Source organism: Reella acinonychis (genome assembly GCF_052384575.1).
Lineage (GTDB): Bacteria > Pseudomonadota > Gammaproteobacteria > Enterobacterales > Pasteurellaceae > JBQSUQ01.
In genome coordinates, this window is sequence record NZ_JBQSUQ010000003.1 from 77,289 (window position 1) to 94,180 (window position 16,892).

Here is a 16,892-nt window from a genome sequence, read left to right on the forward strand (position 1 = left end):
ATGATTACCTTTGGTCATGATTGTCCATATTGTGGAAAGAAAAATGTTGCCTTTGAGGTGAATGATTTTTCAAGACGACAAAGAATACAAAGTGATCAGGATGTTTTTGCTATCCTTGGTACTTGTAATAATTGTGGTGGTGGCGTGGTGACAAATGTGTTAGTGTCGAATATGATGCGTAACCTAGGACTTGATCCCTCACAATCTGCGCATACTCATCATCTCATAGAAACGCACGCCAAACATAAATATACTTTGGAGGAGATTTTCCCCAATCAGAATTTTGTTTTTTACCCTCTTCCGCCTAAACCTGATATTCCTGAATATTTACCTTCTGATTTAGAAGAGGCTTTTTTAGAAGCGGAAGATTTGTTTTGTTTAGTGGAAGGAAATAAGTTTTTAAAACAAGCTGGCAGCTCTTATCGCGCAGTTATTGAGCTTGCTTTATCTAAATTAGATAACAATCCTACGGATAGAAATTTAAATCAGAGAATTAATCAATTAGCGGATAGAGGAAAATTATCACCAAGTATGAAAGATTTTGCACATCGCATTCGTACTCTAGGGAATGGCGCATCGCACGCATTGCTTGAATTTTCCAAGCAAGATTTAGATGATATTCGTTTATTCACTAGGTTATTCTTGATTTATGCGTTCACGCTACCTGCCATGATCCCTAAAAAAGTTCAATCTTCTGTGTAAAAAAAGCCCTCAAACGAGGGCAACCTAACTAAAAGGAGAACTATGTCATTAAGTTGATATTTAACCTTACACAACCATTAAGGAACCATTTAGAACTGCACTCGTCTTGATTAACGGAGCGGAAAAACAAAATGTCAAGATTGGTTTGAGTGCAGTTTTAAATAGTGCGTGTCTGCCCACGCCGTCGCCCGCCCTGCTTTTGCCTTTCAGTCGGGTGCTGCTTGTATCTTTTAACGGGCTTAATTTTGAGCTCGTTAGCGCCCTCAATTTTGAGGGCGCCAAGATTGCTTAGGACTAGTACCAGTGTTGCCTTTTCAGCTCTCCACACCTTGCGAGTGTGTTGCCTATGCTCTTACTCCCTCTATTGAGTAATTCGCCTAAGTTTACTTATCAGGGTCTAACCAACCTTGCCGAGTTTTCAAGTTTTACTTGATAACTGCTCGAGGTTGTTAATACCATCCGCACAAGCACCAAATTTTTAAAGAACAATCAGGTTAAAAACCTTTATTCAAGCCCTCCGCAAAGGGCTTAGTAAAGATTCTATAAAGAGCGTTTTACGAAAGATTTAAACGCCTTAAGTTTGTTGGTGAAAAGACGAACTACAGCATCAAAAACTGCTTTTTCTTCTTCTACAGCCCCTCTCTCAAGGGTTTTTAGTGTTTTCTCTAAGAAATCAACCATTTCTTGATTCTCTGCTTTTCTTGCGATATTAACTGCCGCGTCTCTCACTCTAAATTCATGAAGTAGTTCTTCCATTTCAGCAAGTGTTAATGCGTTCATTTTTGTTTCTCCGCTGCATTCAAGCCCTCCGTAAAGGGCTTAGTAAAGATTCTTAAGCTAAATTCGCTGCCATTTTTTCTGCGGCTTCTTCTACAATTTCCATAATCATTTCGTGGAAGAACGGTAAATCTTCAAAAAGCTTTTTAATTTGCTCAAATGGCTTACCTGTCGTTTCAGCATATTCCGCAAGGGTGATGTCAATAAAGGCAGCTTTTAATTCTTGTACGTTGTTGATGTTCATTTTTGTTTCTCCGTTGTTTTGTTTTGTTGGAACTATTATCACGAATTGTGTTTATATTGTCAATAACAAAATGTGATATTTTTATAAAAATATTTCAATTTGTGATTATTTTATTGATTTTAAACAGAAAAAATTTTTAATTATTTTTGATTAATTGCTGATTTTGTGAGCGAGATCACAAAAAAATTTTAGAAATGATGCGAAATTTAACGAAAACAAGCATAAATAAGGAAAAATATGGCGAAATTAACGAAAGGTGAGATTGAGCGCGATTTGATTGTGAGTTTATTTGTGGAGGCATTAGAGCAGTCGGATTTGCCTGAAGCGGAGGTGATGGCAAAGGTTAATGCTTTTTTAGCCTTGGATGTGGAAGCGCGTCGGCGTTTGGTGGTTTGTGGTTTGGTTTCGTTGGTTGGGGAGATTTAGGGAAAGAAAAACCGCCAAAGTGGGCGGTTTGGATATTAGTTTGTTGTTACTTCTATTTCATCGACGGAAGTAATGGTGGCATCACGAATTTTTTCATCAAGCACTTTCGCATTAATACTGAGCTTAACAGGTTTTCTGTCCCATTCTGCCTGCATTAACATTAGTTTATTTTTATTTCCTTCTAAGAGTTGCTCCTGAACGATGGCTTCAAAAACTTGATTTGTTTTGGTGTTACGAATTTTTACCTTAAATAAAGTCGGATCGGTGGTGTTCACTTGTTCAAGTCTGTATGTTCCATCCAATCTTATCTCAGTAGAACGGCGACGTGCTGTTTTTGTGAGTTCTGAACTTAATTCTTGATCTACTGTCGTATCACCAACTTCAACTTCATCAACACTTGCAAATGATTTGAATAAACTTGTTTTGGCATCATAGGCTTGGCGATCAACATTTTCAAGCACGGGGTGAGATTGTATAATTTGTGCCATAATTTCAGCACGTTGAGTTTCCTGAGCAGACATTGCTTCAAAGGTTTTTAAATGCTCTTTATCTGAGTCTTTTTTGATTTCTGCTAACCGTACTTCTTTACGATTGTTTAAAAAACGTTTTACACCAGTTGTTGTTCCCCAAATAGCGAAGCTCCCAAGTGTAATTAATGCGAGTTCTGTACCATTCATTTTACTAGCTAATTGTCCTATTTGAGCCCAAAGACCATCAAAGCTGATATCAATAATAGATGAACCTTTTTCAACTTTAACTTGTAATTGCAACGCTTCTCGTTCTTCTTTTGAGAGCGACTTAGTTTCCACGTCCCCGTATTTTACTAGGCGATAGGTGCGATTGATGTAATTCTGCATTTCTACAAAGCCTTTCATTACATTAGGCGTTAGGCTTTGATCAAATTTTTCACCAACAAGACGAATCTTGAGTGGTGGTAGATCTTCCAGGTTAATTTTATCACTAATTTCACCTGTTTTAACATACTTTTCTAACAGAGAAAATAATTCATCTTCATTTGTAATTGTTAATGTTTCCATTCTTTTTCTCCTAATTCACCCAATAAAATTCAACTGCACTTTACAAACAACTCCTATGCTCAACTTTTTTCATCTTCAATCAATAATGGTTTATCTTTTAATGATTCAAGCGATTTTGATTTTAATAAGGATTGCATTTGTTGAATCGCAAGTCGATTTAACATAGCTAATCGTTCAGCTTGTGTAACACCTTGCTCGATCAATAAAGCATTTTGGCTTTCTAATGCCGCTAATACGGTAAGTTGTTCAATGGTGGCATAATCTCGAATATTCCCTTTTAAATCGGGATTTTGATCTCTCCATTGCTTCGCTGTTATACCAAACATTGCTTGATTAAGAATATCTGCTTCAGCAGAGTATACAAATATTGGCTGCTTGCTATTGAGTAGTCGCGGGATAAGATGAGCTTGAATAGCATCGGTATGAATTCGGTAGTTTGCCTTGCTCAAAATGCGTTTAACATTCCATTCTGTTTTGTTTTCTTGAGCTTCTTTTTGTTTAAGTCTCTGAAACTCTTTGATTAGATAGAGCTTAAATTCAGGGCTTAGCCAAGAACCAAATTCAAGTGCAATATCCTTGTGAGCATAGGTACCGCTACCATACCGTCCTGTTTTAGCAACCAATCCAATTGCGTTAGTTGCCGACCATTTTTTAACAGACATAACAAAACGGTTTAATCCAATGTTATTTTTAATTTGGTGTAATTCCACCAAATTAAAATTTGGATTGTTAATTTCTTCCCAAACTTGCAAAAATTCAATAGTATTTTTATTTTGTAGCCAGTTTTTGATGAGTTGATCACCGTCACCAAAGGCTTTGCACATATCCGTTAGGCTGATATAGTCTTCCCCATTGCGTTCTGTCACCCGAATTTCTGTCTCTTGTACAACCATTACATCATTTGGAACCATATTATCTCCCGTTTTATTTATGGCGATTTCACTCTATTTACCCAACAAAATTCAACCGCACTTTTACAAGCAACTCCTATGCTCAATCGCTTTGCCAATAAGTTTTACTTTGTGGGTTTTACTGCTTAATCTGCCGAAGTTATCGTTTAATGGCACAAGATTAAAGTGCGGTCTGCCGAACTCATCTATTTCGCCTGTTTCCTTGTATTGTTTAAAGGTTGCCTTACCGTCTTCATTGATTGCTGCCACGAAATCGCCGGGTTTAATGGCTAAATTTGGATCGATTAATACCATATCGCCCGATTTAAACCGCGGTAGCATGGAATCACCATCAAGGACTAAGAAAAATGCGCCATCGCTTGCTTTGACTTGTGATGAAATCATATCGTACTGTTCATCACTATCGATATGGTTAAGTAAGTTGACTTCGGTAAAGTAACCCGCTTGTACAGGGCTAAGTAGAGGGTAGTGGAATGATTTAATAATTTGAGCTGGTTTTGCGTTGCTAAAAGCTAATTCAGCAGCGTCAATACCTAACACTTGAGCTATAACCTCAATATCTTCCAAACTTGGCTCTCTTGCACTTGTCTCGTAATTAGCAATTCTTGATTGCCCCCAAGTTTTTGTCCTTTTATCAATCCGTCCACACAACTCTGCAAATTCTTTTTGGTTTACACCCATTTTATTTCTAAATTCTTTAATTCTTTGTCCTAATGTCGCCATTTTTCACCTCTCTATATACATTTTAATAATATCACGTAACGTTATATTTAAAAAATTTCAATTTGTGATTGATTGTTATCACTTGTTGTGATTTAATGTGTTTATCTTTAAACACAAAAAGGGATATTTATGAACAATCTTGCAAAAGCAAGAGAAGAAATTGGTATCACTCAATCTGAGTTAGGTCGTCAAGTTGGATTTCGTCAGAGCCGAATTGCGAACTATGAATTAAACACTCGCAAACCATCACTTGATGACGCTAGACGTATTGTGAAAGCACTTAATGATTTAGGTTCCAAAGTTTCTCTTGATGAAGTTTTCCCTGTTGAAAACTAACTTACCCCAAGGTAGATGCAATGGCACGCAATAACACAGCAAAAGAAATGAACGCCCTTGATATTGAAAGCGAAATATTGAGAGCGATTGATTTAAAAGATCTTGATGATATTGGCGAGGTGGTGGGCGTTTGTGGTTCCGCTATTTCAAAATGGAAAGGCGATCAAAAAATCACAAAATTTAGCCGATTACTTTATGCGATTGGGTTAAAGGTTGTGCCACAAGAACATATTTTTGTGGATATGGAACATCTTGATACGGTGTTCGACCTTGCAGCGAAAGGGTTAAACGCAGAGAAAGAGCGAATTTTAAACAAATAAAAAGCCACCGTTGGAGCGAGATTAAATGAGTTTATGGCAACGAATTAAAAATGCGATCGAAGTCGCTGATTTTAAACATACTTCGCCATTTACAAATGCCACATTGAAAAGGGAAGTGCGAAACACTGCCGCCAGCAACAGTAAAACAGTTGGGGCAATACACCGCTTTGATGTAGCCGCTGGTGGTTTTTTTAAACGCCGCACCTTGCTCAAGGACAAATTGTTCCGCTGTTCGATAAGTCGCTATTTCATTCTCAAGTTCGGTGCATTTTGTTTTTGTGTCGGTCAGTTCTTTTTGAGCCGTTTCGTAGGCGTATCGGAGTATTTCGATCTGATCCTTGAGCAAAGCAACCCTCTCACTCAAAACGGTGTTACTTTCGATGCCAGAGAGCAAATCAAGAGTGGTTTTAGCAGAGGTGAAGATTGCGGAAATGTCCATAACGAACCTATTGATATCAATAAGAGTTCAGATTTTAAACAAGTTAGAAAATTTAAGCAATAAAAAACCACCGCGGCAACGGTGGCTAGTTACAAACTCATAAGGAGTTATCTACATGAATCAATTATCTACTATTACAGAGCAAAAATCAACTATCACAATGAGCAGTCGAGAGATTGCGGAATTAATAGGTAAAAATCATAGTGATTTATATCGCTCTATTGAGAGATTAATAGCAAAACAAGTTATTAAGGGGTATCAGCCAATGGCTTACACCCACCCTCAAAATAAACAAACTTATTATGAATATCTTTTAGATAAAAGAGACAGTTTGATTGTTGTTGCTCAAAATTGCCCTGAATTTACTGCTGCAATAGTTGACCGTTGGCAAGAGTTGGAAAATCAACAAAAAACAACCGCACTTTTGCCTCAAAACTATCTTCAAGCACTTGAGGCGTTAGTGGAGAGTGAGAAACAAAAGCAAGCTTTAGCGTTGGAAAATTTAGCAATGAAACCAAAAGCTGATTTTGTCGATCACTATGTTGAAGTCGGCACAACAAAATCATTTCGTGAGGTGGCTAAGATTTTGAAAATGCCAGAAAGAGCGATGATTAACCGTTTGATTGAAGATAAGTTTTTATATCGTCAATCAGGCAATTTGCTGCCTTATCAATCTATTCAATCTAAGGATTTATTTTCAGTCAAAACAGGCACCGCAGAACACGGTCACAATTTCACGCAAACAAGAGTGACAAGCAAAGGTGTTGAATTTATTGCGTCACGTTACGCTTCGGAGTTAATGCAATGAGTAAATTTATTCCTAATTCGTTTCAAGTGCCAAATGCGGTGATTGACGAATTAATGTCACAAATGAGCTGCGCTGAATTAAAGTGCTACCTTGCCATTGTGCGTAAAACCAAAGGCTGGGGGAAGGAAGAGGACGCTATTTCTATTACTCAATTAATGAAAGTGACAGGGTTAAGCAATCGTGCAGTTATTAATGCTTGTGTCAGTTTAGCTGAGAGAGGGTTGGTAAACCAAAAAACAGGCGAAAGAAATATAAAGATTTTTTCAGTCAACTTGGATATTGATTTCACTCGTGAAAAAAGTTCACGGGTAACTAGTGAAAAAACTTCACTAGTGAACAAAACGACTAGTGAAAAAACTTCACTAGTGACTAGTGAAAAAAGTTCACACACAAAAAACAATATTAAAAACAATATATCTAAAAAAGAATTACCTAACGGTAATTCCAAAAAAACACCTCCAAAATCGACCGCACTTGAACTGCTAAACGAGTTTGGTATTACAGGTCAGCTGGCTGAAGATTTTATCGGTCAGCGAAAATCCAAGCGAGCAGTAATCACTCGCACCATGCTGGAACGCTTGCAAATTCAAGCTGATTTAGCCAAATTGCCACTTCAGGAGGTGGTGGCGATTATGATTGATCGAAACTGGCAAGGCTTTAAGGCGAGTTGGGAATGGCAAAGTGATTCTCCTAAACCTCAAAAACGTGGCGATAACATGCAAGCGGAATGGAATACCCCTGAAGCGTGGAGAGATGTGTTATGACGGCGCTAAATGTTCAATCAAGCGGTTCTGTATCAAAAATCACCGAGCAAGGTAAATTACCAAGCGATATTGAGTATCTTGTCAATCGTATTTTTGAACAGCTTTTAGCAAGCTGCCCTAGCATCCAATATTGGACTGCTCAACAAATCGCAACAGCTAAGCAACAATGGGTTTTAGCTTTTGCTGAAAATGGCATTAGAACCATTGATCAAGTGCGTCTTGGCATGAAAGCGTTAAGAACCAAGGAGGATGATTTTGTACCTAGTATTGGCAAGTTTATTAGCTGGTGTAATAGCGGAAATGAGTACGCAAGCTTGGGACTACCCACCGCGGAGGAATTACTAAAAATATATCAAAAATATCAAGGTTGCGTTTGCGAATATCCAGAGGAATATCCTTGGAAAAATGCAATGGAGTATCACTTGGTTATGCAACTTCATCGGGCGATTTTTAATGACAACTTAAACACAGAAAAAACGCTCATTAAGGCAAAAAGCTTGATTAGTGATATGGCTAACTATTTACAGAATGGTGGGGTAGTCGCTCAACCTAAAACGGTCAGAATTGAAAATAAAAAACAAGAAAAACTCACACCAGAGCAAACAGCGGAAAGAATTAAACAGTTAAAAAGAATTTTGAGGGGTTATGAGTAATTTATTCGACAAAGACAGCTACCGCACACCGCGTTATGTTTTTAATTGGTTAGAACATCGTTTTGCGTGGTTTCATTTTGACGGATGCGCCAGTAAATCTAACTCACTTTGTGAACGTTGGATTGGTACAGGAAGTGAATTTGCTGAAGATTTTCTGGCAGAAAACCTAAGCGATAAATTAAGTGAGCATTGGAATATTAAATCATTCAGAATTTTCGTTAATCCACCATACAGCAACCCATTACCATTTGTGCAACGTGCTGCGACGTTAATGCGCGAAGGGCATCTAGTTGTGATGTTGTTGCCAGCGGACAAATCAACCAAATGGTACAAAGTCATCCAAGATAACGCAACAGAGGTTATCGATATTATTGGTGGTCGCATTAATTTTCTGCACCCTGAAACAGGGGAAGAAGTAAAAGGTAACAATAAAGGCTCAATGGTGGCAGTGTTCGATCCGTTTATGCAAGGGTTTGTTACTCGTCAAGTGAGCTTGGATTTTATTAAAAAAGGGGGAAATGAATGACCTACGACCCAACCAAATTCAAATGCCCTAAATGCGGTGCGGAATTATCTGACTGTTGGGACGGTGAGCCAATAAGCGCGTTTGTGGGCGAATGGAGTGAAGATCGTTTTCGTTGTGCGGGTAAATTAGTGATTCAAGACAATAAACTTTCGCCTTTCTCTCGCACAAAATCTTGTGGTTATTTTGGTTTAGAGGATTTTGGTGTGGAGTATCGGGAAGATGAGTAATTTCCAAGAACACAACAACCGCAAGAAAGCGAACCAATTCGCCGAATATATCACAGGAGAACCGCTCCGTCGTTATGTTGCGGAGAAAGTGAAGCAATACGTAGGCGATAACGTGAGTGTGTTCGATGGTGCAGCAGGTAGCGGTCAGTTGGAGCAGTTTATTCAGCCAAGCCAATTTATAGCGGTGGAGATTCAGTCGGAAAGCTGTGTGGCATTGGCAATAAATTACCCTTTCGCAGAAATCCACAATCAGAGTTTTTTTCTGTATGAGAGCGAACCCAAATGTGATTGCGTGGTGATGAACCCGCCCTTTTCGATGAAGTTTAAGGAATTGAGCGAGACGGAACAGCAGGCTATTCAAACAGAATTTCCATGGAAAAAATCAGGTGTTGTTGATGATGTTTTTACACTTAAAGGTTTGAATAATGCGAACCGTTGGGGATTTTTTATTCTGTTTCCTGGTGTTGGTTATCGCAACACAGAAAAACAATTTAGAGCTTTAATTGGTAATCAGTTAGTGGAACTTAATCGCGTTCAAAACGCATTTGAAGATACGCAAATTGAAGTGTTGTTTTTAGTGGTGGATAAGCAAAAAACCACGTCAGACTGTGTGCGTGAGTTGTTTGATTGTAAAACCAATCAGCTTGTTGTGCGTGATGAATGGCAAATTGATGTGGAGCGCTGGGAAACTGCTCAACTCCCACCTCCACCAAAAGAAGAAGTAGATTTCCTACAATTAGAGCGAGATTGTCAGGTTCAAATTAAACAAAACATTCTACAAAGCGTGAAAGTAAGCAAAATTTGGGTGGAATTAGGAATATATTCAACGAATGAATTTAACGCCTTTTGTGATGATGTATGTGTTGCAATTCAAGGGGAGAAGATTGAAACACCAATTCTTCCTACGTACTGAGCAAATCAAGGCGAATTGCCAAGCGGTGATTGCTGAATTACCAACGGATGAAAAGAAACCGCTTGTGGTGCGCATAGAGCCGTTAAAACATTCAGTCGAACAAAATGCCAAGCTTCACGCAATGCTGACAGATATCGCCAACCAGTGTGAATTTCAGGGGCAAAAACGAGACGTAGATACATGGAAAGCTATTTTTGTGTCCGCTCATAAAATTGCGACAGGCGGTAAGGCAGAAATGACAATCGGGCTTGAAGGTGAAGTGATTAATTTGCGAGAAAGCACTGCACAAATGAGCGTGGCGAGATTGGCGAGTTTAATTGAATATATTACCTATTGGGGTGTTTCTAATGGCGTGCATTTTAACGATAAATGGGGATTTTGGGGACGCTAGTATGAACTGGGGATTAATTTTTACTTTACTTGCTACGCTTTCATTTTGGGCGGTATTTGGTTTTATTTTGTGGTGTTTGTGGTAATAAAAACCGCACCTAAAAAGTGCGGTCTATTTTGGGGGAGTTTTACGCAGTAAGACGTTTTACGACACGTTGCCAGTTTAAACGTTCGGATTGTAAGAAAGGCTCAGCAAAACGCTGAATGACGGTCAATGTGTCTCTATTGTGTCGTTTATATTCGTGGTAATGACTATATACCGTTGATGAATATCTTGATTCAATAGCTTTAAGTGGGTTGATAAGCTCACCTAATAAGTCATTCATTTGGCGGTGTGAAAACCATAACCAAGCTAGTTGTTCTAGCTCGAACTCAGTTAATTCGAAATGGTAGCGTTTTTCAGGTTTTGGTGTTGGTAATGTAGATTGTTTAATTTCTTTATCGAGAATATCCAACACCCATTTGCGAAATTCTTTGGCGACTTTTGTGCGAGAGAACATTGCGATTAAGTGAGCACCGCGCAGGCTGAAAATACGGACGGTTGTTTCAAGATTTCCCGATAACCTCATTTTGAGGGTGTCGGTCATATCGGCAGTAAATTCATCTGCATTACGCTCATAAATTTGTGCGATCTTGTCAGATCTTGAATAACCGAGAGCAACAGCTAAATCAGTTGATGTAAAGAAAATTTGGTTATTGTGTGGAACGACAGTAAGAGTGGTGTTCTGAAAAGTTAAATTTGACATAGTTAGATTTCCTTTTGATAGAAATTCCCTAATTTTGAGTTAGGGCGATCGAGAGCTCAAAACTAGTCTAACTCTAGCGGACTTATTCCCTTGCGGTATTGTATTAGTCACACTCTCGATCATTGAAAAAATATTGAAAATTGCACCGCACTTTTAATCAATTTAATAATGGCAGTTAAACTGACTAAATTTTAGGTACAAAAAAATCACACATTCGGGGTGAAAACCTAGTTAGAAAATGGCTTTTGAGACCACTGGGGATATCCTACGCTTAACATTAATAAAAATCAAGAGGTGTAAATGGCTAAAATTGATTTACGCAAAAAAGCGAAAGGCAGAGAGTGCCAAGTTCGGTTGGTAGGTATTTGTAATCACAATCCTGAAACAACGGTATTAGCACACTATCGTATGGCTGGGTTAAATGGTATTGGTCAAAAGCCTGATGATGTTTTCGGCGCTTTCTGCTGTCTGACTTGCCATAACGCAATAGATGGTCGCGTAAGAACGAGTTACACGCGCGAAGAATTAAGATTGGCTCACGCGGAGGGAGTGTTCCGTACACAAGCTATTTTACGCCAAGAAGGTAAGTTATGACCGCAAATGAAATTACTTTAATGTTGCCCTATCCTCCAAGCGTAAACACTTATTGGCGACACGCAAGAGGACGACACTATATTTCAGAAAAAGGGAAAGCTTATCAAAGCCAAGTGTTTTTAACTTGCTTAGGTTATTTGCCATTCAAAAAACCAGTATCAATTGATGTTGAGGTGTGGTTACCAGATAAACGCAAGCGTGATTTAGACAACTTATGGAAAGTGCTGCTAGATAGTTTAGTCAACGCCAAAATTGTAGATGATGACTGTTGGCAAATGATACCTAAACAATCCATTACAGCAATGGGTGTGGTAAAAGACGGAAAGTTAGTTGTGCGGTTAAGGGAGTGTAAGGAGGAGTAATGCAGCATATAGATCGGGTTTTGATTGCATGGGGTCGCTTTGCGAATAGTCGTATAGGAACGGAATATCCCTACATCGCAGCAGGTATGCGGATGGCGATAGAGCATGATTGCAGTCATCATATCTTCAGTCTTACTGATGATACTTGTATTTTAATCGGCGAGCAGATTTTGCGATTAAGAGAAAAGTCTGATTTACGCTATGAAATTATTATGGCGAAATATGCGTATCGTTTACCTGATGAAGATATTTGGCGAGTGTTGAATATGAGTAAAACATCTTATTTCAAAGAATTAGCAAAAGCCAAAAGTTATGTCGAGGGAGCGATTGAAGGGGCGGAGATTATGGCGTATTTCTATGCTTAATCTCCGCTGGTTTTAGCTTTGTTGTTTAAGTAAGGCAATTGCTTGTTCTAGCACTTTGCCTTTTGAGATACCAAGTTTAACAGCAAGCTCATCAATATCTTGTGAAACGGATTGATGGATTTTAAAGGCTTTTGTTACAATGCCTCGTTTCGCCTCACTGCGTGCATTAATTTCAGTTCTTGACAATGCCATGGGAAACTCCTATTATTGTGAAGTACTGGGGAGTTGGCGCTCCCCAGTTTATCGTAACTATTAATAAATTGGGAAACTTAGTAATAGTAAAACTACGATAAGGAAAATTTTAACTAACATACGATTTTCCTACTTCAAACGTGAGGATTAAGCCTCACACTCACTTTCAAGCTATCTCCTTGAAAGTGGTTATATTATATTGTATGTTTACATACAGTGCAAGCATAATCTTTCGAAAGCCTATAATTTTTTATAGGCTTTTTGCTTTTTATCAAAAAATTACTTGCTTAGTACGCACTAAAAGTGTAGTATTTATGGTATCTTGCAATAAGTTGCAAACAAATTTCCATAACCCTGATCGGAAACGGTCGGGGTTTTTTATTATCTAGTGACAAAGGATATGTTATGCCTGATAAATCCCCTGATATATGGGCGGCAATATGGACTTGGCTGTCCTTAAATTTTTCAAATCATCCATTAAGCGGCGCATTTGCCGCTTTTTTTATGAGCGTAATTCGCGTTTGTTATTTGCGTAAAAATCAGAATTTTTGTCATACCGTTTTTGATGGATTAATTTGTGGCGCATTAGCTCATTCAACCATTCCTATTATTGGTAAATTAGCGGTAGCTTGGACACCATTAGAAAATCCAAGTGATGTTGCGTTATTTGTGGGTATTGCAATTGGTTATATAGGTACGGATGAGATCCGCAAATATATGTTTAAGTTTTTGCATAATCAGGTAAACAAAGGTGCTGCAAATGATGAGAACAAGTATTAATGGCGAAGCGTTTATTATAAAAGAAGAAGGGGAGCGATTAACCTCTTATCGTTGTTCTGCTAACGTTTGGACTATTGGCGTAGGTCATACAGGCTTTGTTGATGATCAGCCAATTACGCGAGGTATGACTATCAGTAAGACCAAGTCGCGCGAATTATTAAGAGCGGATTTAAGACGTTTTGAAAATGCTATCAATGAATGTGTTTTAGTTTCGCTATCACAACATCAGTTTGATGCATTAGTTAGCCTGACATTTAATATTGGCGAAGGTGCTTTTAGACGTTCAACTCTGGTGAAGTTACTTAATAATGGAGATTATAAAGGTGCTGCAAATCAGTTTTTGGCTTGGAAAAATGCTGGCGGTCGCCCGATTTTGCTTAAACGTCGTCAGCGTGAAAAGGCATTATTCGAAAATGGGTACGTTTAATTTTAGAAGTGCGGTCAAAATTGGCGCACTTTTTTTAATTTTGGGCTTGTGTGGTTGGATTTGGTACCAATCACAGAAAATCACTAGCCTAACAGCCGAAAACCAAACGCAAGCCCAAACCATTGAACAAATGAACAAAGTCAATGAACAATTGAACAATCAGCTTATTGTTGAACAACGAGCAGTTGAACAACAATACAAACTGGTTAATCAATTAAAAAGCCAAGCGGAGCGTAGTCGTGAACAAGTTAAAGTTATTCTACAAAAAGATCCGTGCGGCGTTACTGCTATGCCTAGTCCTGTTATTGACAGCATTAAGCGGTTGCACCACAAAAGCAAGGATTGAGTATAAATATTTATTTCCTCCGCAAGCATACCTCACGCCTTGCGAACGCACCGAATTTAACGGCACAACCTATGGTGATGCTATTGAGCATCTAATCAAAGTGATTAGTGAAAGGGATTTGTGTGCGAGTCAAATCGATAGCATTAGAGAGTGGCAAGCACAGATGCGTGAAAAATAATTTACAGATTTTTATCAAGATCTAACCCCTTGCAGTTAGCTGTTAGGGGTTTTTTATTGCCTGCAAGATAGAGATGTACACTCGACAAGCAATGTTTCCATCCTCACTCATTGCTTCTTGTAGGTTCTATTTTCGTGAGGAGTAACGAGGACATTATGCAAGCATTAAAAACTGACTTTTTAGGTCAAGAAATTACCTTAATTGATAACAACGGCGTGGCTTATGTCGCAATGCGTGAAGTTGTTGAAGGAATTGGACTAAACTGGGCAAGCCAATCTGTTAAACTTAATCAGAACTGCTCAAAATTTAACTGTTGCTATATCGCAACAGTTGCTGAAGATGGCAAAAATCGTGAAATGCTGTGTATGCCAATCAAGAAACTCAATGGCTGGCTGTTTTCAATCAACCCAAACAAGGTACGTTCCGATTTAAAAGAGCGGTTAGAAAACTATCAAGAAGAGTGCTTCTTGGCATTATGGGATTATTGGACAACGGGCATTGCTCGCCGCGATGAAGTGAAGCACAAAACCGAGCAATGGCTACTGAAAAAGCAAGAATATCAGATTCGTTCTAGCGAAAAAGGGCGAGCGTTGCAGGAATGTAAAGCGGAAAAGCGAAAGTTAGAACAAGAGTTCTGGCAAATTAAGCAAATGGAGCTGTTTGTTGAAATCTAAAGCGTGGCTATTTGTCACGTTTTTTTTGCAAAATCTCGGGGAACCCCCCTGTTGTAAAAACAAACCCCGAACACGGCGAATGTTTGGGTTTTTTTATATTTACAGTAAAGGATTAACCATAATGCCAAAGAAAGACGGGGTTAAATCCACGTCTAAGGGGCGTGGAAAAACCGAAAAAAAGAAAGTGGGGCGACCATCTTCCTATATGCAAGAAGTTGCAGATGATATTTGTATGCTGCTTGCTCAAGGGGAGAGTTTACGCAAGATTTGTGAACGACCAAGTATGCCTAATAAATCAACAGTTATTAGATGGTTGAAAGAAAATTCAGAATTTTGCGACCAATACGCGCGTGCGAGGGAAATGCAAGCGGATAGCCTACTTGATGAAATGTTAGATATTGCTGATTGTGCCACGCCTGAAGATGTACAGGTGGCGAAACTGAGAGTAGATAGCCGTAAATGGTATATCACTAAAGTGGCTCCGAAAAAATATGGTGATCGGGTTACGCAAGAAATCTCAGGCGTTAATGGTAGTGCGGTTAAGGTTGAAGTGAAAAAGGAACTCGATCTTTCGGTGTATTCAGATGATGAACTTAGATTTCTTAGAGAGCTTAAGCGAAAGCAGCTTGAGTAGCGAATTAGCACGGCGTAATTTGCTTGATTTTACCTTACATACCAAACCCGACTTTATCACAGGTTGGTTTAATAAAATCATCGCTCAAGAACTTCAACAGTTTTATCAAGATGTGGTGGACGGCAAGCAACCACGTTTAATGATTTTTGCACCACCGAGAAGCGGTAAAAGTGAACTATTTAGTCGCCGTTTTCCTGCGTGGGCATTTGGCAAAAATCCAGATTTGCAGATGATTGCCTGTTCTTATTCCGCAGATTTAGCCAGTCGAATGAACCGTGATGTGCAGCGGATAATGGACGATGAAAGCTACCACGAAATTTTCCCGCAATCTTCATTGAATAATAAACGGATCAGCACAGTGTCAGGTCAAGCCTTACGCAATAGCGAGATTTTTGAAATCTTGGGGTATAAAGGTGCATATCGTTCCGCTGGTGTCGGTGGTGGTATTACAGGAATGGGGGCGGATATTGCGATCATAGACGATCCCGTAAAAGACGCAAAAGAAGCCAGTTCTGAAACTGTACGTAATAGCGTTTGGGATTGGTACACCACCACACTATACACACGTTTATCGCCAAAAAGTGGTGTGTTATTAGGTATGACCCGTTGGCACGAAGATGATTTAGCTGGGCGATTACTTCAAGAGATGGAAAATGGCGGTGATCAATGGCGAGTAGTCTCGTTTCCTGCGATTGCTGAACAAGATGAAGAATATCGCAAGGAAGGTGAGCCATTACACCCTGAACGTTTTGACTTAGAACGATTGACTAAAATCAAAAATGCAGTGGGTTCACATACGTGGAATGCTTTATATCAGCAGAGACCATCAAGCAAAGATGGTGGAGTGTTTAAGCCTGCCAACATTCAGATTATTGAAACCCTGCCTGTCGGTAATATCAGCTGGATACGTGGTTGGGATTTGGGTGCGACGATTGGTGGTGATCCAACCGCAGGGGTAAAACTCGGCAAATGTGAAGATGGATCGCTGATTATCGCAGATTTAGCTCACGGCGATTTAGCACCTGATGAGCGAGATAAGCTGATTAAGCAGACGGCAGCACTTGACGGACGATTGGTTGAGATCAGCTTGCCGCAAGACCCTGGTCAAGCAGGTAAAACACAAGTGCTTTACCTTACTCGTATGTTGCAAGGTTACATTGTGCGTAGTAGTCCTGAAAGTGGCGACAAGGTAACAAGAGCTGAGCCATTTGCTGCACAGGTGAATGTTGGGAATGTGAAGATGGTTAAAGGGCATTGGAACAAAAAAATCATTGATGAAATGCAGATGTTCCCAAATGGCAATCATGATGATTGCATTGACGCTTGTTCTCGCGCTTATGGTGAGTTAATTGATTTGTTTGATGTGTACGGACGATTTACAACGCTAGGAGCGTAGAA

29 protein-coding genes are annotated in these 16,892 nt (G+C 39.2%); 22 read left to right on the plus strand and 7 right to left on the minus strand.

Annotation, left to right across the window (positions count from 1 at the left end):
• Complete coding sequence (locus tag ACT2CV_RS01265) at positions 1–702, plus strand: DUF4145 domain-containing protein (RefSeq protein ID WP_464973807.1); 702 nt, start codon at positions 1–3, stop codon at positions 700–702.
• A 540-nt stretch (positions 703–1,242) separates the two neighbouring features.
• On the opposite strand, the gene ACT2CV_RS01270 is transcribed toward ACT2CV_RS01265, so the two are convergent.
• Together ACT2CV_RS01270 and ACT2CV_RS01275 are read right to left on the minus strand one after the other, a co-directional pair.
• Positions 1,243–1,482 carry a hypothetical protein gene (locus tag ACT2CV_RS01270; protein WP_464973808.1) on the minus strand — a complete coding sequence of 80 codons (240 nt, stop codon included), beginning with the start codon at positions 1,480–1,482 and terminating at the stop codon, positions 1,243–1,245.
• Between the two features lie 52 nt (positions 1,483–1,534).
• Positions 1,535–1,723 (minus strand): hypothetical protein, encoded by a 189-nt coding sequence (locus ACT2CV_RS01275; RefSeq protein ID WP_464973809.1) that lies wholly within the window; start codon positions 1,721–1,723, stop codon positions 1,535–1,537.
• Positions 1,724–1,960: 237 nt separating this feature from the next.
• Between ACT2CV_RS01275 and ACT2CV_RS01280 the strand changes: the two genes are divergently transcribed.
• Positions 1,961–2,149 carry a hypothetical protein gene (locus tag ACT2CV_RS01280; protein WP_464973810.1) on the plus strand — a complete coding sequence of 63 codons (189 nt, stop codon included), beginning with the start codon at positions 1,961–1,963 and terminating at the stop codon, positions 2,147–2,149.
• 35 nt (positions 2,150–2,184) lie between these two features.
• Here the strand turns inward: ACT2CV_RS01280 and ACT2CV_RS01285 are convergent, their stop codons facing one another.
• From ACT2CV_RS01285 to ACT2CV_RS01295, 3 genes are all read right to left on the minus strand, one after another.
• Complete coding sequence (locus ACT2CV_RS01285) at positions 2,185–3,186, minus strand: hypothetical protein (RefSeq protein ID WP_464973811.1); 1,002 nt, start codon at positions 3,184–3,186, stop codon at positions 2,185–2,187.
• Between the two features lie 59 nt (positions 3,187–3,245).
• Positions 3,246–4,097 carry a KilA-N domain-containing protein gene (locus tag ACT2CV_RS01290; protein WP_464973812.1) on the minus strand — a complete coding sequence of 284 codons (852 nt, stop codon included), beginning with the start codon at positions 4,095–4,097 and terminating at the stop codon, positions 3,246–3,248.
• A gap of 63 nt (positions 4,098–4,160) precedes the next feature.
• Complete coding sequence (locus tag ACT2CV_RS01295) at positions 4,161–4,820, minus strand: helix-turn-helix domain-containing protein (RefSeq protein WP_464973813.1); 660 nt, start codon at positions 4,818–4,820, stop codon at positions 4,161–4,163.
• 129 nt (positions 4,821–4,949) lie between these two features.
• On the opposite strand from ACT2CV_RS01295, the gene ACT2CV_RS01300 reads away from it, so the two are divergent.
• The 10 genes from ACT2CV_RS01300 to ACT2CV_RS01345 are packed head-to-tail and all read left to right on the plus strand — an operon-like array spanning position 4,950 to position 10,197.
• On the plus strand, positions 4,950–5,156 hold the full coding sequence (locus ACT2CV_RS01300) for a helix-turn-helix transcriptional regulator (RefSeq protein ID WP_464973814.1): 207 nt from the start codon (positions 4,950–4,952) through the stop codon (positions 5,154–5,156).
• A 20-nt stretch (positions 5,157–5,176) separates the two neighbouring features.
• A complete protein-coding gene (locus ACT2CV_RS01305; protein WP_464973815.1) occupies positions 5,177–5,476 on the plus strand; it encodes a CII family transcriptional regulator in 300 nt (99 codons plus the stop codon).
• 25 nt (positions 5,477–5,501) lie between these two features.
• Positions 5,502–5,978 (plus strand): hypothetical protein, encoded by a 477-nt coding sequence (locus ACT2CV_RS01310; RefSeq protein WP_464973816.1) that lies wholly within the window; start codon positions 5,502–5,504, stop codon positions 5,976–5,978.
• Positions 5,979–6,030: 52 nt separating this feature from the next.
• A complete protein-coding gene (locus tag ACT2CV_RS01315; RefSeq protein ID WP_464973817.1) occupies positions 6,031–6,723 on the plus strand; it encodes a phage antirepressor KilAC domain-containing protein in 693 nt (230 codons plus the stop codon).
• The gene (locus ACT2CV_RS01320; RefSeq protein ID WP_464973818.1) at positions 6,720–7,487 is read left to right on the plus strand and encodes a replication protein; all 768 of its coding nucleotides are present in this window, start codon (positions 6,720–6,722) and stop codon (positions 7,485–7,487) included. The genes ACT2CV_RS01315 and ACT2CV_RS01320 overlap by 4 nt, the downstream gene beginning before the upstream one ends.
• Positions 7,484–8,140, plus strand: coding sequence for a replication protein P (locus ACT2CV_RS01325; RefSeq protein WP_464973819.1), 657 nt, complete (start codon positions 7,484–7,486; stop codon positions 8,138–8,140). Before ACT2CV_RS01320 ends, ACT2CV_RS01325 begins: the two co-directional genes overlap by 4 nt.
• Entirely contained in the window at positions 8,133–8,666 is a 534-nt protein-coding gene (locus tag ACT2CV_RS01330) for a phage N-6-adenine-methyltransferase (RefSeq protein ID WP_464973820.1), read from the plus strand. The genes ACT2CV_RS01325 and ACT2CV_RS01330 overlap by 8 nt, the downstream gene beginning before the upstream one ends.
• Positions 8,663–8,893 (plus strand): hypothetical protein, encoded by a 231-nt coding sequence (locus ACT2CV_RS01335; protein ID WP_464973821.1) that lies wholly within the window; start codon positions 8,663–8,665, stop codon positions 8,891–8,893. The genes ACT2CV_RS01330 and ACT2CV_RS01335 overlap by 4 nt, the downstream gene beginning before the upstream one ends.
• Positions 8,886–9,806: an N-6 DNA methylase gene (locus tag ACT2CV_RS01340; RefSeq protein WP_464973822.1), complete on the plus strand. Its 921-nt coding sequence runs from the start codon at positions 8,886–8,888 to the stop codon at positions 9,804–9,806. Before ACT2CV_RS01335 ends, ACT2CV_RS01340 begins: the two co-directional genes overlap by 8 nt.
• The gene (locus tag ACT2CV_RS01345) at positions 9,748–10,197 is read left to right on the plus strand and encodes a recombination protein NinB (RefSeq protein ID WP_464973990.1); all 450 of its coding nucleotides are present in this window, start codon (positions 9,748–9,750) and stop codon (positions 10,195–10,197) included. The genes ACT2CV_RS01340 and ACT2CV_RS01345 overlap by 59 nt, the downstream gene beginning before the upstream one ends.
• A gap of 127 nt (positions 10,198–10,324) precedes the next feature.
• Here ACT2CV_RS01345 and ACT2CV_RS01350 read toward each other — a convergent pair whose 3' ends face one another.
• Entirely contained in the window at positions 10,325–10,942 is a 618-nt protein-coding gene (locus ACT2CV_RS01350) for a P22AR C-terminal domain-containing protein (protein ID WP_464973823.1), read from the minus strand.
• Positions 10,943–11,242: 300 nt separating this feature from the next.
• On the opposite strand from ACT2CV_RS01350, the gene ACT2CV_RS01355 reads away from it, so the two are divergent.
• Genes ACT2CV_RS01355 through ACT2CV_RS01365 form a run of 3 tightly spaced genes read left to right on the plus strand, consistent with a single transcriptional unit; the run spans position 11,243 to position 12,263 of the window.
• Complete coding sequence (locus tag ACT2CV_RS01355) at positions 11,243–11,536, plus strand: DUF1364 domain-containing protein (RefSeq protein WP_464973824.1); 294 nt, start codon at positions 11,243–11,245, stop codon at positions 11,534–11,536.
• Positions 11,533–11,898, plus strand: a complete 366-nt coding sequence (locus ACT2CV_RS01360; protein ID WP_464973825.1) for a RusA family crossover junction endodeoxyribonuclease — start codon at positions 11,533–11,535, stop codon at positions 11,896–11,898. The genes ACT2CV_RS01355 and ACT2CV_RS01360 overlap by 4 nt, the downstream gene beginning before the upstream one ends.
• Positions 11,898–12,263: an antiterminator Q family protein gene (locus ACT2CV_RS01365; RefSeq protein ID WP_464973826.1), complete on the plus strand. Its 366-nt coding sequence runs from the start codon at positions 11,898–11,900 to the stop codon at positions 12,261–12,263. Before ACT2CV_RS01360 ends, ACT2CV_RS01365 begins: the two co-directional genes overlap by 1 nt.
• A gap of 12 nt (positions 12,264–12,275) precedes the next feature.
• Here the strand turns inward: ACT2CV_RS01365 and ACT2CV_RS01370 are convergent, their stop codons facing one another.
• The gene (locus ACT2CV_RS01370; protein ID WP_464973827.1) at positions 12,276–12,455 is read right to left on the minus strand and encodes a ribbon-helix-helix protein, CopG family; all 180 of its coding nucleotides are present in this window, start codon (positions 12,453–12,455) and stop codon (positions 12,276–12,278) included.
• A gap of 405 nt (positions 12,456–12,860) precedes the next feature.
• On the opposite strand from ACT2CV_RS01370, the gene ACT2CV_RS01375 reads away from it, so the two are divergent.
• The 7 genes from ACT2CV_RS01375 to terL all read left to right on the plus strand — a co-directional run bounded on the left by ACT2CV_RS01375 (position 12,861) and on the right by terL (position 16,890).
• Positions 12,861–13,235 (plus strand): phage holin, lambda family, encoded by a 375-nt coding sequence (locus tag ACT2CV_RS01375; protein WP_464973828.1) that lies wholly within the window; start codon positions 12,861–12,863, stop codon positions 13,233–13,235.
• On the plus strand, positions 13,216–13,662 hold the full coding sequence (locus ACT2CV_RS01380; RefSeq protein ID WP_464973829.1) for a lysozyme: 447 nt from the start codon (positions 13,216–13,218) through the stop codon (positions 13,660–13,662). The genes ACT2CV_RS01375 and ACT2CV_RS01380 overlap by 20 nt, the downstream gene beginning before the upstream one ends.
• On the plus strand, positions 13,649–14,008 hold the full coding sequence (locus tag ACT2CV_RS01385) for a DUF2570 family protein (protein ID WP_464973830.1): 360 nt from the start codon (positions 13,649–13,651) through the stop codon (positions 14,006–14,008). The genes ACT2CV_RS01380 and ACT2CV_RS01385 overlap by 14 nt, the downstream gene beginning before the upstream one ends.
• A complete protein-coding gene (lysC, locus tag ACT2CV_RS01390; RefSeq protein WP_464973831.1) occupies positions 13,902–14,186 on the plus strand; it encodes an Rz1-like lysis system protein LysC in 285 nt (94 codons plus the stop codon). Before ACT2CV_RS01385 ends, lysC begins: the two co-directional genes overlap by 107 nt.
• Before the next feature lie 155 nt (positions 14,187–14,341).
• Entirely contained in the window at positions 14,342–14,860 is a 519-nt protein-coding gene (locus ACT2CV_RS01395; protein ID WP_464973832.1) for a phage antirepressor N-terminal domain-containing protein, read from the plus strand.
• 121 nt (positions 14,861–14,981) lie between these two features.
• Positions 14,982–15,494 carry a terminase small subunit-like protein gene (locus ACT2CV_RS01400; protein WP_464973833.1) on the plus strand — a complete coding sequence of 171 codons (513 nt, stop codon included), beginning with the start codon at positions 14,982–14,984 and terminating at the stop codon, positions 15,492–15,494.
• The gene (gene terL / locus ACT2CV_RS01405) at positions 15,445–16,890 is read left to right on the plus strand and encodes a phage terminase large subunit (protein ID WP_464973834.1); all 1,446 of its coding nucleotides are present in this window, start codon (positions 15,445–15,447) and stop codon (positions 16,888–16,890) included. Before ACT2CV_RS01400 ends, terL begins: the two co-directional genes overlap by 50 nt.
• The last annotated feature ends 2 nt before the right edge of the window (positions 16,891–16,892 follow it).